Origin of the sequence: Allobosea sp. FBZP-16, from assembly GCF_002831785.1 — a bacterium.
GTDB lineage: Bacteria > Pseudomonadota > Alphaproteobacteria > Rhizobiales > Beijerinckiaceae > Allobosea > Allobosea lupini.
In genome coordinates this window covers 5,212-16,544 of the sequence record NZ_LNCQ01000058.1, presented here as the reverse complement: position 1 = coordinate 16,544, position 11,333 = coordinate 5,212, and the positions used below count along the sequence as shown (strand labels likewise).

General features: G+C 68.3%; 18 protein-coding genes. All 18 read right to left on the bottom strand.

Annotated features, from left to right (window positions below; translation table 11 throughout):
• Positions 1 to 310, bottom strand: a 310-nt coding sequence (locus CXY91_RS30665; protein WP_199777596.1) for a gp436 family protein, incomplete at its 3' end; no start/stop codon positions are given.
• A gap of 255 nt (positions 311 to 565) precedes the next feature.
• A complete protein-coding gene (locus CXY91_RS28535) occupies positions 566 to 799 on the bottom strand; it encodes an HI1506-related protein (RefSeq protein ID WP_100965352.1) in 234 nt (77 codons plus the stop codon).
• A 69-nt stretch (positions 800 to 868) separates the two neighbouring features.
• On the bottom strand, positions 869 to 1,765 hold the full coding sequence (locus tag CXY91_RS28530; RefSeq protein WP_100965351.1) for a Mu-like prophage major head subunit gpT family protein: 897 nt from the start codon (positions 1,763 to 1,765) through the stop codon (positions 869 to 871).
• 36 nt (positions 1,766 to 1,801) lie between these two features.
• Positions 1,802 to 2,215: a hypothetical protein gene (locus tag CXY91_RS28525; RefSeq protein ID WP_100965350.1), complete on the bottom strand. Its 414-nt coding sequence runs from the start codon at positions 2,213 to 2,215 to the stop codon at positions 1,802 to 1,804.
• Between the two features lie 35 nt (positions 2,216 to 2,250).
• On the bottom strand, positions 2,251 to 3,360 hold the full coding sequence (locus tag CXY91_RS28520; protein ID WP_158673636.1) for a phage protease: 1,110 nt from the start codon (positions 3,358 to 3,360) through the stop codon (positions 2,251 to 2,253).
• 94 nt (positions 3,361 to 3,454) lie between these two features.
• Entirely contained in the window at positions 3,455 to 3,991 is a 537-nt protein-coding gene (locus tag CXY91_RS28515) for a phage virion morphogenesis protein (RefSeq protein WP_248307671.1), read from the bottom strand.
• Positions 3,988 to 4,710: a phage head morphogenesis protein gene (locus CXY91_RS28510; RefSeq protein WP_100965348.1), complete on the bottom strand. Its 723-nt coding sequence runs from the start codon at positions 4,708 to 4,710 to the stop codon at positions 3,988 to 3,990. The genes CXY91_RS28515 and CXY91_RS28510 overlap by 4 nt, the downstream gene beginning before the upstream one ends.
• Before the next feature lie 132 nt (positions 4,711 to 4,842).
• Complete coding sequence (locus CXY91_RS28505; protein WP_100965347.1) at positions 4,843 to 6,471, bottom strand: DUF935 domain-containing protein; 1,629 nt, start codon at positions 6,469 to 6,471, stop codon at positions 4,843 to 4,845.
• Positions 6,471 to 8,105 (bottom strand): hypothetical protein, encoded by a 1,635-nt coding sequence (locus tag CXY91_RS28500; protein WP_100965346.1) that lies wholly within the window; start codon positions 8,103 to 8,105, stop codon positions 6,471 to 6,473. The genes CXY91_RS28505 and CXY91_RS28500 overlap by 1 nt, the downstream gene beginning before the upstream one ends.
• Entirely contained in the window at positions 8,098 to 8,673 is a 576-nt protein-coding gene (locus tag CXY91_RS28495; protein ID WP_100965345.1) for a DUF3486 family protein, read from the bottom strand. Before CXY91_RS28495 ends, CXY91_RS28500 begins: the two co-directional genes overlap by 8 nt.
• Before the next feature lie 2 nt (positions 8,674 to 8,675).
• Positions 8,676 to 8,972, bottom strand: a complete 297-nt coding sequence (locus CXY91_RS28490) for a VpaChn25_0724 family phage protein (protein WP_100965344.1) — start codon at positions 8,970 to 8,972, stop codon at positions 8,676 to 8,678.
• Positions 8,969 to 9,352 (bottom strand): DUF2730 family protein, encoded by a 384-nt coding sequence (locus CXY91_RS28485; RefSeq protein ID WP_100965343.1) that lies wholly within the window; start codon positions 9,350 to 9,352, stop codon positions 8,969 to 8,971. The genes CXY91_RS28490 and CXY91_RS28485 overlap by 4 nt, the downstream gene beginning before the upstream one ends.
• A gap of 5 nt (positions 9,353 to 9,357) precedes the next feature.
• Positions 9,358 to 9,552, bottom strand: coding sequence for a hypothetical protein (locus CXY91_RS28480; protein ID WP_100965342.1), 195 nt, complete (start codon positions 9,550 to 9,552; stop codon positions 9,358 to 9,360).
• A 7-nt stretch (positions 9,553 to 9,559) separates the two neighbouring features.
• Positions 9,560 to 9,943, bottom strand: a complete 384-nt coding sequence (locus tag CXY91_RS28475) for a hypothetical protein (protein WP_100965341.1) — start codon at positions 9,941 to 9,943, stop codon at positions 9,560 to 9,562.
• A complete protein-coding gene (locus tag CXY91_RS28470) occupies positions 9,943 to 10,422 on the bottom strand; it encodes a lysozyme (RefSeq protein ID WP_100965340.1) in 480 nt (159 codons plus the stop codon). The genes CXY91_RS28475 and CXY91_RS28470 overlap by 1 nt, the downstream gene beginning before the upstream one ends.
• On the bottom strand, positions 10,419 to 10,655 hold the full coding sequence (locus tag CXY91_RS28465; protein WP_100959651.1) for a DUF7940 domain-containing protein: 237 nt from the start codon (positions 10,653 to 10,655) through the stop codon (positions 10,419 to 10,421). Before CXY91_RS28465 ends, CXY91_RS28470 begins: the two co-directional genes overlap by 4 nt.
• Positions 10,655 to 11,008: a hypothetical protein gene (locus tag CXY91_RS28460; RefSeq protein WP_100965339.1), complete on the bottom strand. Its 354-nt coding sequence runs from the start codon at positions 11,006 to 11,008 to the stop codon at positions 10,655 to 10,657. The genes CXY91_RS28465 and CXY91_RS28460 overlap by 1 nt, the downstream gene beginning before the upstream one ends.
• Positions 11,009 to 11,086: 78 nt before the next feature.
• Positions 11,087 to 11,333, bottom strand: a 247-nt coding sequence (locus CXY91_RS28455; RefSeq protein WP_199777595.1) for a hypothetical protein, incomplete at its 5' end; no start/stop codon positions are given.

Sequence of the window (11,333 nt, the reverse complement as noted above, 5' to 3'; positions counted from 1 at the left end):
GGGTCAGCCAGGCGACGATGTCCTTGCGGCCGGCCTTCACCTGGTCGGCCGGCTCGCGATCGCCGCCGACCGAGAGCTCATAGCGGGCTAGGACGCAGGAGGCGTTGATGATCGCCCGCGGCACCGGCGCGAGCGGCACGGAATAGCGCTTGCGCAGATAGCTATCGATGATGCCGTCGGCATCGGCGATCGCCTGCTCGACCGGCGCGGCGTTCACCGTCTCAGGCAGCTCGCCGTCGACGGAGGAGAGCCGCAGCATCTCCGTCTCGCCGAAGCGGCCGATCATGTCCTGGAGGGTGGCGTAGGCCATGGGTCTCCCCGTTAAAGGTCGCGGCGGGCTCTCACCGCCTCCGGGTCTTTGCCCTGTCATCCGAGTGCGCGCCCGGCTCGCCTACTCACAACCCCGCCCGGCTAGCCCTCTCTGGCATCGCCGGATTTGCCCCGGTTGCTTTCGCTCCGGCATTGGTGCGGCGGCGGACTAAGTCCCTGCACCGATCCTTCGATCGGGCTCCCATCGGGTGCTGGAGGCCTTGCGAGCCGTGCCAGACCGCCCCTGGGTATCTGGTCAGCTCGCCTTGCGGCCGCCCTTCGGCTTGGCCGGGCGCTCGGCGCCGGCTTCCAGGATGACGGTCAGCAGCGGCTCGGCCTCGATCTGCTCGAGCTGCTCCGCCGTGAAATGGTCGGCCGGATAGGTGGCGTCGGCCGGGTGGGCGACGCCGCCGCGGCGGAAGCCGTCATGGGCCCGGCTGATGATGCGGATGCCGGGGGCCTTCTCGGCCTGGGTCTCGGTCTCGGACATGGGAAGCTCCGGTTACGTCCTCTCTGGAACCGCCGGCGGCGCCGGCGGCTCGTGACAGGGCGCCGCCGATCAGGCGAGCCAGGGACAGACGAGGAGCTCGGCGGTCTTGTTGTAGACGTTGGTGGCGCCGGCGGCGTCCTTGTCGGAATTGACGATCTCCAGCGCCTGACCTTCGAGGCTCGGGGGCACCACGAGCAGGCGAGGCTTGACGCCGAGCGGCCGGCCGAAGTCGCCCTTCATCCCCATCATCGCCTCGCGGGCGATCTTGTAATTCGCCTTGTTGAGGGTCTGCTTGGAGCCCCAGGCGAACTGCCAGAAGCCGAATCCGACGTTGTGCCGGGCGTCGGTGCCGTAGACGAACTCCTTCTTGTCGAAGACGTTGTCGTCGGTCTCCTGGTCCTTCCGGACGAGGTTCCAGGCCTTGCGCTTCTGCAGGATGATCGGCTTGAGGAAGCGGGTGTCGTCGATCAGGAACCAGGGGGTGCCCGCACCGCCATCGGTGTTGGCGACCGAGGTGACGGCGCCGGCCTCGTCGAGCACGGGGTGATCGGTGTCGAAGAAATACTGCTTGTCGTAGCAGGCGGTGCTGAAGCCGGCCTTAAGCAGGCTGAAGACGAGCTGGTCGTAATGCGAGCCAGAGGCAGCCCCCAGCTCGGTGAAGAGCGGGGCGTAGATGCCGAGATTGTCGGTCTCGATGTCGTCCTTGTCGACGGCGATCGTGACCTCGTAGGGCTTCTCCTTGATCGTGTAGCCGGCCTGCGTGATCGAGTGCACGACGCGGCCGCCGATCCACTCGCGGACGTTCGGCACTTTGCCGAGCCAGCCGTAGTCCTGCTCTTTCGTGGTGGCGGGAACGGTGGTGGCGATGCGAGCGAACTGGGACGCCGCCTGGCTGTCGAGACCGCTCTTGAAAGCGGTGTTGAAGCCGATGAACAGCGTCCGGAGGGAAGCCTGGTTGACGATCATGAGGTGGCCTCGAGCTGGTGAACGGGTGAGCCGGCGTCAGTAGCCGGAGCGGACCCAGACGCCCTGGGCGTCCACGTCCATGATTTTGCCGGCGACCGAGCGGGTGTTGGTGCCGTTGGTTTTCGCGACCGTCTGGTCGTCGACGATGTAGGCGTCCGCCCCGATGTCGGCGGCGGTGATCGCGTCACCGGCGGCGGAATTCGCCCAGCGGAAGGTGCCGCGGCGGATCTTCACCGAGACATCGCCGGCCGCGCCCGCGGAATTGTCGACGTAAGCTTCGACGCGGCCGAGCCCCTTCAGGGTGGTCGCAACGGCGCCGGGCGTCGCCCGCCCGTTCGCGTCCAGCGCAGCAAGTGCGCCAGCGAAGAACTTCTTGGCCGCGGCTGCCGGCAGGACGATTTCCTCGGGCGAGCGGGTCGGCGTGTTGCGATCGGCGGACAGGGCGGCCATGGGTTGCTCCGGGTGGCGTCAGATCGGCGACGAGGTCAGAGGGCGGTCTTGTCGAGCTCCGCCTTGGTCTCGGCGAACTTTTTCGGGTCGAGGCCCATCAGGCTGACGATGGCGTTCTCGTCGGCGTCGAGCGCGCCCGCCTCGCCGCTCTTGGGGGCCTTGACGGAGCCGCCATGGATCGAGACGAGCGCGTTGATCTCGGTCTCGACGCCGGCGGCGTCCTTCTGGTGGCGCGCGATGTAGTGGTCGCGCAGAGGCTTGATCGGCTTGCCGGCGGAGATCGCGGCGTCGACGAAGGCGGTGGCCGCCTTCTTCGCAGTGTCCGTCTGCAGCGTCGTCAGCTGCGACTGCAGCGAGATCACCGTCTGGCGGAGCTCGGCGTCGCCAGTGTCGGACGTCTTGAAATGCGCGGTGATCTGCTCGGCCGTGGCCGTGTCGAAGTCCAGGCCGGCAGCTTTCAGGCCGATCTTGACGGCCTCGACCTTGACGCCCACCGGCATCTTCGCCTGCAGATGGGTGACGACCTCGTTGACGGTGGCCGTCGCCTTGAGGCCGGCCGCTTCGGCAATGCGGTGATCCGCCGGCTTGCCCTGGGCGGCGGCGATCGCCGCGTGCGAGGTGACCGTGGTCAGGACCGCATCCTCGGCCGCATCGTCCGTCAGCCCGAGCGCCTTGCGCAGCTTGGCGAGGAAATCCATGTCGTTCTCCCGGTTGTGGAGCGTGGTCAGAGGCAGGTTCGGATCGTTGACGAGCGAGGCCCGCAGGATTTTGAGAAGCTTGCCGGTCTTGGTGCTCATCAGCACCGGCGAGATGCCGCGATAGTCGCCCTCTTCGACCAGGCGCTTGCCGGTCGCGGTCCACTCGACCCGCCCCCAGAGACCGTCGGCGCGCGATTGCATCTCGACGATCCAGCCGCGGGCCGGCGCCGGGCGACCTTCAGGGGCCGCCAGGTCGATCGAATGATTCTCGTCGAGCGGGATCTTGCCCGCCGACATCGAGGCGCGGATCACATCGTCGGCACCCTCCAGCGTGAACGGCCCGCGTCCGTCGCCCCCACGAAAAGTCCCGGCCGGCGTCAGGTGCACCCACTCGGGAGCGGCACCGGCCGGGATCTGGAAGTGAAGGGAGGAAACAACGGTCTTCATCGCCGCCGAATGTGGCCGGAGCCGCATGGCCGCGACACGGCCCCGCGAGGGGCCTCCATCTACATGGCGATGTTGGGGGATCAGCGCGACCCGGTCAGCGCAGGCGACCTGATGATGGCCCGGAACCGAGGGCGCGGGCAAGACCGCCTTCGACGACATCCAGGATCATGACCTGGTCGTCACTGCTGATACCGACATAGGGCCGCGCCGGGATCGTGACCGAGCGGGCATGGACGACACGGTTGCCGAGACGGAAGACTAGGCGGCCGCCGCCCTTCGGAGTGATGACCGCGCCGTCTTGGTGGACCCGGGCGTGGATCTTGTTGCTGCCGACCTCGACCTCCGCCCGGGCGGCCCGGTAGGTGATCGAGCCTTGAAGGCCACCGCGCATCGCCCGCTCGCGCAGGATGCCGGCGCCGCGCTTCCCGGCGGCATAGACCGGATTGAGCGGCGCCCAGGCGGCGCCGTCCGGGCTGATCTCGTCGTCGAAGCGATCCTGCGTCGAGGTGACGAGGCCGGTGCCGATCGCGCGCGTGATCGGCGTCGTGTCCGCCATGACATAGGCGAGGCGCTGGAAAGCGGAGCTGACCTCGCTCCAGTCGAGCCTGAAGGTGACGGAGAAGCCGCTCACCGATCCTCCAGCCCAGGAACGGAACCGCTCGGCGAGGTCTTCCACATCTGGCCGGGGTTGTAGTCGAAGCCGATATCGACGCCCTGCGAGCCGGTCAGCACCTCGCCGGTCTTCCGGTTGACCTCGCGGATCGGCAGCCGCTCGGGCGCCTCGTCAGGGCCGCGCCGCCCCTGGCGCTTCAAACCCGCTTCACTGACCGGCCGCACCCGGCAGCCGCAGCCCCAGCCGTTCGGCGGATAGGCCCAGCTCCAGAACGGATCGTCGGCACGCAGCACGGTGCCGTTCCAGGCGAGATGCTGCTTGCGCGGATGGCGGGCGCCGGAGTGGACATATTGCCAGTACGGGAAGGCGGCGAGCGTCGCCGGCTCGGTCTGCTGGACGTAGCGGCCGGCCGAATAGGCCATGGAAAGATTGGTCTCGTAGATGACGCGAGCGCGCCAGCCTGGCCGGCCTGTATGCTTCCAGCCATGGCGCTGCACGATCTCGTCGAAGCGCTCGCGGAACGCCTGCAGCGTCGTTCCCTCCTCGAGCGCCTTCTCGATCTCCCGGCGGAAATCCTCGACGAGCGCGGTGGTGGTCGCGCCGGCCACAGTGAAGGCCTTGGCGTTGGCCTTCTGCCAGACATCGGTCCAGCTGGTCGAGGTCAGGTTCAGCTTGTCGCGGAAGAAGGCGATCGCCTCCTCGAAAGGCAGGCCGAGGGCGCTCGTCGTCGTCGTCATGGCGCGAGCCCGTAGGAAGGCCGCTGAGGCCCGCGGGCCGCCGCGGCCCCGATGCTCCGCAGAATTCCTTCAAACCGGAATTGAAGCACCTGTGGGCCGCTGGCGTGCCTTCCGGACTGGCGGGTCGGGGCGTCAGTCGCGACCGGCATCGCGCTCGCCCGAGATCTCGTCGAGTAGGGCCGCCCGTCCGGTCAGATGCGAGAGCGCGATCGCGCGGCCCATGGCCTGCGCGAGCTGCTCCGGATCCAGCTCGAGCCGGGCCAGGCGATCGGCCAGGTCGGCCAGGTCCGCGGCCGCGTCGAAGGCCTCCTTCACCGCTCCGGTCAAACCTGCAAGTGCACCCGCGGCATCCTGCGCCAGGCGCTCGGTCATGCGGTCGACAAATTCCGGCTCCGGCGCGCTGGCGTGGCGGCTGACGAGATGTCGCATCTGCTCGAAGGGCGGCTTGGAAGGATCCGCGACGCCGGGGGGGAGAACCGCCGGCGCCCGCGGGCGACCGCCGATGAGCTCGGGCGCCTTGCCGTCCCTCCGGGGCTTGGCCGGATCCGAGAAGCCGAGCCGGTCCCGCAGCTCGCTGGCCTCGATCGTCAGGCCTTGCGGCCCGAGCTTGTCGATGGCGTTGACGACATCGTTCAACGGCACTTCATCGGGCCGGCCGATATTGAGCCGCGGATATTTCGACTGCGGCCCGAAGTTGAGCGCGATGACGAGCTGGATCAGCTGCCTGGTCAGCGAGGCCGAAAGCAGCTTGGCGTCGGCGCGCTCGAGATCCTCCTGGACGAGGCGATGTTCCTTCGCGACCGCATGGCCGCCCGAGACCGCGTCCGTCGTCGTCGTCTGACCAAGCACCAGCTTCGAGATCTGCCGATCGAACCAGTCGACGCGCCGCTCATAGAGCTGTCCTGGCGAGCCCGTGCCCTTCTCAACCGAGACGAAGTCGATCGACATCTCCGCCGGGATGATGGCGGCGCAGTCGCCCGCGATGTTGGCGACGGCGCGCCACAGCACCTCCTTGTCGGCGTCCGAGGCCGCCCGGTCGAACTTGCCGACGCGCGTGGGCATCCCATAGTTCTGGGTGAAGATCGCCCAGTCCTTGGCCGTGAAGGCCTTGTACATCCAGGCCCAGCTGGCGACGCGGGCGAGGCCGGAGCGTATGGTGAGGCCGCTCTTGGCCTTGTGCCGATGGATGATGAACTTGTGCGGCGAGAGCGGCTCGCGGGTCACGCCCTCCGCCAGGACGACAGTCTCGCCATCGACCTGGTCGAACTCGAACCAGCGCTGCGGGCGATAGTCGAGGCATTTGGGGAGCACGGCCTCGGGCGTCGATTCCCACTCGATCTCCGTGACCGAGAAGCCCTTGCCGATGGCGTCGAGGATGTCGAAGAGCCCGAGCTCGAGCACGCCCTCCTTCAGCCATTCGCGCAGGAAGTCGGCATGGCGGACGTGCTCGGCATCGTCGCTCGCCGCCTCGATCGTGATCGGTAGTTGGGCTACCGAACGGCGGCGCGTGCCGAGCACGGAGAGATAATGCGGGTCGCGCTCCTCGATGTCCTCGGCGAGCTCGAGCCAGGCGAGCGGGCTGCCGGTCGCTGCGGCACGATGGATCGAGGCCAGCCGCGTCGGCGTCAGGCCATCGGCCGGATGGCCGGAGATCGGCGAGCGCACGCCGGTGAGCGTCGGGCCGGCCTTGGGCGGGCCGAAGACGTCGTCATAGTCGATCGGGTTGCCGTCCGGGCCGAGCAGTTTGGAGGGGCGCGCCATCAGAACATCCTTCCGCGAAGCCTCGGCAGCATCCCGCCGCCAGCCGGCTCGTCATCGGCGCCGAAGCCGCGCGGCCCGTCCGCAGTGGCGGGGCCGGCCGAGGTCACCGCCTGGTAGCTGTATGGAACGAACGGCATGCGGGTGGCCGAGTAGGCCAGCACGATCGCAATGCCAGCGTCGCCGTGGCGGGTGCCGCCGGCGGCCGCGCCGGTGCGAAGTGCCGGCAAGGTGGCGATGCCCTTGACAATCTTGAAGGTCCGCAGATCCGCGCCGACCTCGGCATCACGCGGGATCCCGATTGAATCGTCCTCGAAGGCCGCCTTCACCGGCGGCATCTCGATCCGGTAAAACTCCGTCGAGAACTTCACGCCGACCATGCTGGCGCCGAACTTCTGCGTGCCCGATTCCGCCAGGCTCGCGCCGATACCGGTTGCGTCTGTCCGCCCACCGATGAAGCGCGGCAACCCGCCGACCATAGCGTCGCGGATCTGTTCCTGTTGCTGGAAGGGCACCTTCGAGAGTTCCACCAGGAACGGGACGATGCGGCGCATGATCCTGGTGATCTGCATCGGGCACATGACCGTGAGGTCGCGATATCGCCCGATGTCCATGCCGAAGCCGGTCTGCAGCGCCGGATCGAGCGTCGAGCGCATGACCGGCAGGAGCTCTTCCTCGATCCAGCGCGCGACCTCGGCCTTGCGCCGGTGCTCCGGCTCCATGGTGAAGCTGTCGGGGAAGCCGAGGCGCAGCACCGGTGCATCGACCATGCGCGCCTCGATCAGCGGGCCGGGCAGCCAGGCGCCGGAGCCTTGTGAGGGGATGCAATAGAGCTCCTCATCGGCGCCGTCGCCATAGTCGGAGATCAGCTTTTCGCGCCAGTCAGCTTCCTTCTCGGGCGTCCATTCGCCGTGCTTGTGGGCATTGATCAGGCAGATGCGCTCGAACAGGCCGTCGCGCAGCGCGTCGTCGAGGTCGAAGCGGACGATGCCATAGCGCAGCCGGCCGGCGCGGATGTCGGTGATCAGCAGGTTGAAGGGATTGTCCGCGCCGTTATGCGTCGAGATGATCAGCACCTTGCCGCCCCAGATCAGGAAGGCCATGGCGGCCTTGATCAGCTCGGCGAGGTTGTCGACGAAGGCAGCCTCGTCGAGCACGGCAAAGCCCTGGCGGCCGCGCAGGGAGCGGGGCTTCGACGACAGCGCCACGATCGAGAAGCCGGACGCGAAGTCGATCTTCAGCGCCTGGACGCCCTTCTCGGAGCCATCGTCGAAGATGATGTCGCCGGCGCCGACAACCGCCTTCTCGAACAGGCGGGCCCAGTTGGCCGCAGCGTCGATGAACTCCTTCGCCATGTCGTGCGAAGTGCCCATGTAGAGCGTGTCCATCCCGCCGTCGGACCGCGGCGAGGCCGAGCGGAGCACCGCATCGGCTGCCGCGCCCCAGGTGGCGCCGGTGCGGCGGGACTTCTCGACGACGACGACGTCGTTGAGCTCGCACTGGCGCACGATCTCGGCCTGGTAGCCGAGCAGTACCGAGGTCTCCCGCCAGTCGGCTGGCGTCGCTCGTCCTTGCGCGCGGCGGAGATCAACCCATTGCTCCCGCGTCGGCCGATCGGTGGCGGCAGCCTCAGCCATTACGCACTCCGAAGAGCTCGCGCTTGAAGGCCTCCTTAGTCTCGGGCGACAGGCCCTTGGCGTCGCTGACCTTCTCGATCGCCGCCTCGGCCTTCTTGGCGAAATCGCGCTCGATCATCTTGCGGGTGTCGGCGCTGATCTTCTTGGCCCGCTCTGCCCCCGACAACGCCGTGGCGAGGTTCGCCATCATCTCGGCCGTGAGCGGGTTCGCCTTCAGCGTCCCGGCGTTCTCGAGCATCTCGAAGATCATCGCCTTGATGGTCTCCGAGACCATCAGCGTCAGATCCTCGTCGCCGCCGTCCTCGAACTTCGTCGCAAGAGCTGACGCCATCTCCCTGACCTCGCCCAGGCGATGCGCCATACGCGCCGTGCGAACCGCGGCCCGATTGAAGGCCGACGCCGAGATCGGGGCGATACCCTTGAGCTTGAGGCGAAGGTTCAGCGCGTCGCGGATATCGTCCTGCGTCTGCTTGCGAGCCCGCAGCTCCGCAAAGGCCCAAGCAACATCCTCCTCTGCCTCGATCGGCAGAAGATCCAGCGTTGAGAGGCGCCCGCGCTTGTTTGCCATCGCTAGCGCGGCCTCGACGGACGCATCACGCCGTCGATCGCGATCTCCCGTCCGAGGTGGCGGGCACCTTTCTCGGTCAGCGTCGCGATGAGGATGGTGCCGGCGACCGTCACGGTCACGGCGCCCATCTCGGCAAGCCAGCGCAGCTCGTCATGGACCCATTCCCGCTCGCGGCGGATCGCGAAGGTCGCCAAGTGCCGACGGAGCATCTCGCTTCCGAGCGATTCGTCCTGCTGCTCGGCCAAGGCCTTCAGGATGATGAGGCGCGCTTCCTCGCGCATGAAGGTGTCCAAGCTCATCGGCGATTCGCCTGCTCGAGGAGGAATTCCTGCAGTCGCTCGGAGATCGAGGCGACCGGCTTCAACTGCTCGCCGAGGGCGCGCATTTCGCCGTTGAGATTCGCCAACGAGATCTCCATGCGGTGAACCGTCTCGCGGCTCGGCAGGTGGTTGAGCTCGTGCTCGACGCGGGCGATCCGGTCCTCGGCCTTGTCGAGCTTGTCAATCGTCAGGGTGAACTTGGCGTCGAGGCTGGACACGGCCTTCTCATGATCGGCACGGATGCCGGTGCAGACCTTGTCGAAGTCGATCTTCGTGACGAAGCGCGTCGCGATCACCGCCGAGGCGATCGAGACGAGGATGGCGATCACGCCGCTATGGTTCTGCAAGAAGGTCAGCATTTCACTCACTGGGCCGCTCCATCAACGGCCGCGACGGCTGCCGCCCGCCTCGTTTCGCAAAGGCGCAGGTTCGCCCGGTCGCGGCCCCAAGCCGAGGTCACCTCGGCCGCCGCGATATCCCGCTGCGGCAGCGCGACCGGCGCGGCGCAGGGCTGGCGCGCCGCCGCCGGCAGCTGCGGGCGGACGATCTCCAGCTTCACCAACGGCTCAGGGCTTGGCGCCGTCGAGCAGGCGGACGCGATCGCGCTCCAGCCCGCAACGGTCGCCACCAGCAAGGGCCGCATTGGCCTTCTCCATCTCGTTCAACTCGGTTTGAAAGCGGGCCGCATCGCCCGCTGCCCTGGCCTCGATCGCGGCCACGGCCTGCGCCTGGTCGGCCCTGGCGCGCTCGGCCTTGGCATTCGCGGCGGAGATCTCGGCGCGCCAATGGGCGTCCCGCTCGGCTCGCGCCGTCGCGGCAGCCTGCGCCTGCAGCCGCTCGATCGCGACCATGCCGCGCCAGAAGCCGAGGCCCGCGCACGCGACCAGCACCAGGAACGTGCCGGCGGCGGCAAGGCCCTTCCAGTTCCGCAACGCCCAGGCTGCCAGCATCAGAGGCCCTCGCGGCAGAGGGCGCGCTCGGCCTGGCGCCGGCGGGTCAGGCCGGGGAAGACGATGCCGCCCGCCTTGTTCCATTTCAGCAAGGCATCGCAGGCGGCCGCCGGCTGGCCGGCGTTGAGCAGGCGCGCGACGCTCGACTTGCAGTAGGCGCCAGTGCCGACATTGTAGGCGAACGAGATGATCGCCACCTGGCGCTTTTCGGGCATCGGCACGGCCGTGCAAGCCAGCACGCCCTGCTCGAACTCCTGCAGCCCCTTGAGGAGCATGGCGTCGCATTCGGGCTTGGTGTGCCGATCGCCCAGCTTCACGCCGCGGGTCTCGCCGTAGCAGACGGTCGCGACGCCGACGACGTCACGATAGGCGTTGAGGCGCAGACCCTCGAAGCCGCCGACCAGCGTGACGGCGAGCGCGGCCGCCGCCGTGCCCTTCTGCAGGCGACTGCGGGGGCGCAGGGACAGCACCGAGGTCATTGCTGCGCTCCGGCGCCGGAGACGGTCTCCTGCGCGACCAGGCGAGCGACGAAGGCGCCGGCCGTGGCGAAGAAGGACAGGGCCGCGAACACGCCAGCCGGCACCGGCAGGACGGATTGCAGCAGAGGCAGCGCGACCTCAGCGCCCGAGAGCAGGCCGGCGAGCAGGAGCAGCCGGATCGACCAGGCGTAGCGCAGGATCTGGCGCCAGTTCCAAACGAGGGCGAACCGCATCAGGAGCCCCCGATCGCCGCGAAGAAGCAGAGCAGATTGCCGGAGCCGTCGATGCAGAGATGGAAGCGGCCGTCAGGCGAGGCCTTGCTCTCGCGATAGGGGATCGCGAGGACCAGCGGGTCGGCCCGGACCTTCGGCCACATCGGGTGGCTACCGGGCTGGACCGTCACCTGATAGCCGCCCGCCCCCTCGCGGACGGTGTCAGGCGCGATCTCGGCGCAGTCGCGATCGGAACAACAGGTGTAGGGATAGGACCAGCCGGACATCGCCTGATGGGCGCTCGCCGCGCCGTGCCAGCCAGCAGCGAGCACGACAACGAGCAGGCATAGCCAAGCAAGCAGGCAGTGACGCATCGACTGGTCTCCGGCGCGGGAACGTGCGCCGAAGATGCGCGCCGGGCCGGAGACGAGACACGGCCCCGCGCGGGGCCGTCAGCCGGCCTTGTCGAACATGTCGAGCTGTGACGTGGCCGGGCGGCCGGCGCGGCCATCAGGATGGCCGAATTTGTCCAGCGCGCGCTGCACCGAATTGCGGCTGCAGCCGGCCTTGAGCGCCGCCGCCTCCTGCGACATTCCCATGGCGAGGTAGCAGAGCACCCGCCACGGCCGCGCGATCGGAACCTTGATCGTATCGGCGCCATATCTGGCATGCAATGCGGCGGTCGCGTCAACCCCGATG

Bases quoted from the DNA above. Each gene is read 5' to 3' on its own strand.
- CXY91_RS28535 (WP_100965352.1), bottom strand. From the start codon at position 799: ATGTCCGAGACCGAGACCCAGGCCGAGAAGGCCCCCGGCATCCGCATC.
- CXY91_RS28530 (WP_100965351.1), bottom strand. From the start codon at position 1,765: ATGATCGTCAACCAGGCTTCCCTCCGGACGCTGTTCATCGGCTTCAAC.
- CXY91_RS28525 (WP_100965350.1), bottom strand. From the start codon at position 2,215: ATGGCCGCCCTGTCCGCCGATCGCAACACGCCGACCCGCTCGCCCGAG.
- CXY91_RS28520 (WP_158673636.1), bottom strand. From the start codon at position 3,360: ATGAAGACCGTTGTTTCCTCCCTTCACTTCCAGATCCCGGCCGGTGCC.
- CXY91_RS28510 (WP_100965348.1), bottom strand. From the start codon at position 4,710: ATGACGACGACGACGAGCGCCCTCGGCCTGCCTTTCGAGGAGGCGATC.
- CXY91_RS28505 (WP_100965347.1), bottom strand. From the start codon at position 6,471: ATGGCGCGCCCCTCCAAACTGCTCGGCCCGGACGGCAACCCGATCGAC.
- CXY91_RS28500 (WP_100965346.1), bottom strand. From the start codon at position 8,105: ATGGCTGAGGCTGCCGCCACCGATCGGCCGACGCGGGAGCAATGGGTT.
- CXY91_RS28495 (WP_100965345.1), bottom strand. From the start codon at position 8,673: ATGGCAAACAAGCGCGGGCGCCTCTCAACGCTGGATCTTCTGCCGATC.
- CXY91_RS28490 (WP_100965344.1), bottom strand. From the start codon at position 8,972: ATGAGCTTGGACACCTTCATGCGCGAGGAAGCGCGCCTCATCATCCTG.
- CXY91_RS28485 (WP_100965343.1), bottom strand. From the start codon at position 9,352: ATGCTGACCTTCTTGCAGAACCATAGCGGCGTGATCGCCATCCTCGTC.
- CXY91_RS28475 (WP_100965341.1), bottom strand. From the start codon at position 9,943: ATGCTGGCAGCCTGGGCGTTGCGGAACTGGAAGGGCCTTGCCGCCGCC.
- CXY91_RS28470 (WP_100965340.1), bottom strand. From the start codon at position 10,422: ATGACCTCGGTGCTGTCCCTGCGCCCCCGCAGTCGCCTGCAGAAGGGC.
- CXY91_RS28465 (WP_100959651.1), bottom strand. From the start codon at position 10,655: ATGCGGTTCGCCCTCGTTTGGAACTGGCGCCAGATCCTGCGCTACGCC.
- CXY91_RS28460 (WP_100965339.1), bottom strand. From the start codon at position 11,008: ATGCGTCACTGCCTGCTTGCTTGGCTATGCCTGCTCGTTGTCGTGCTC.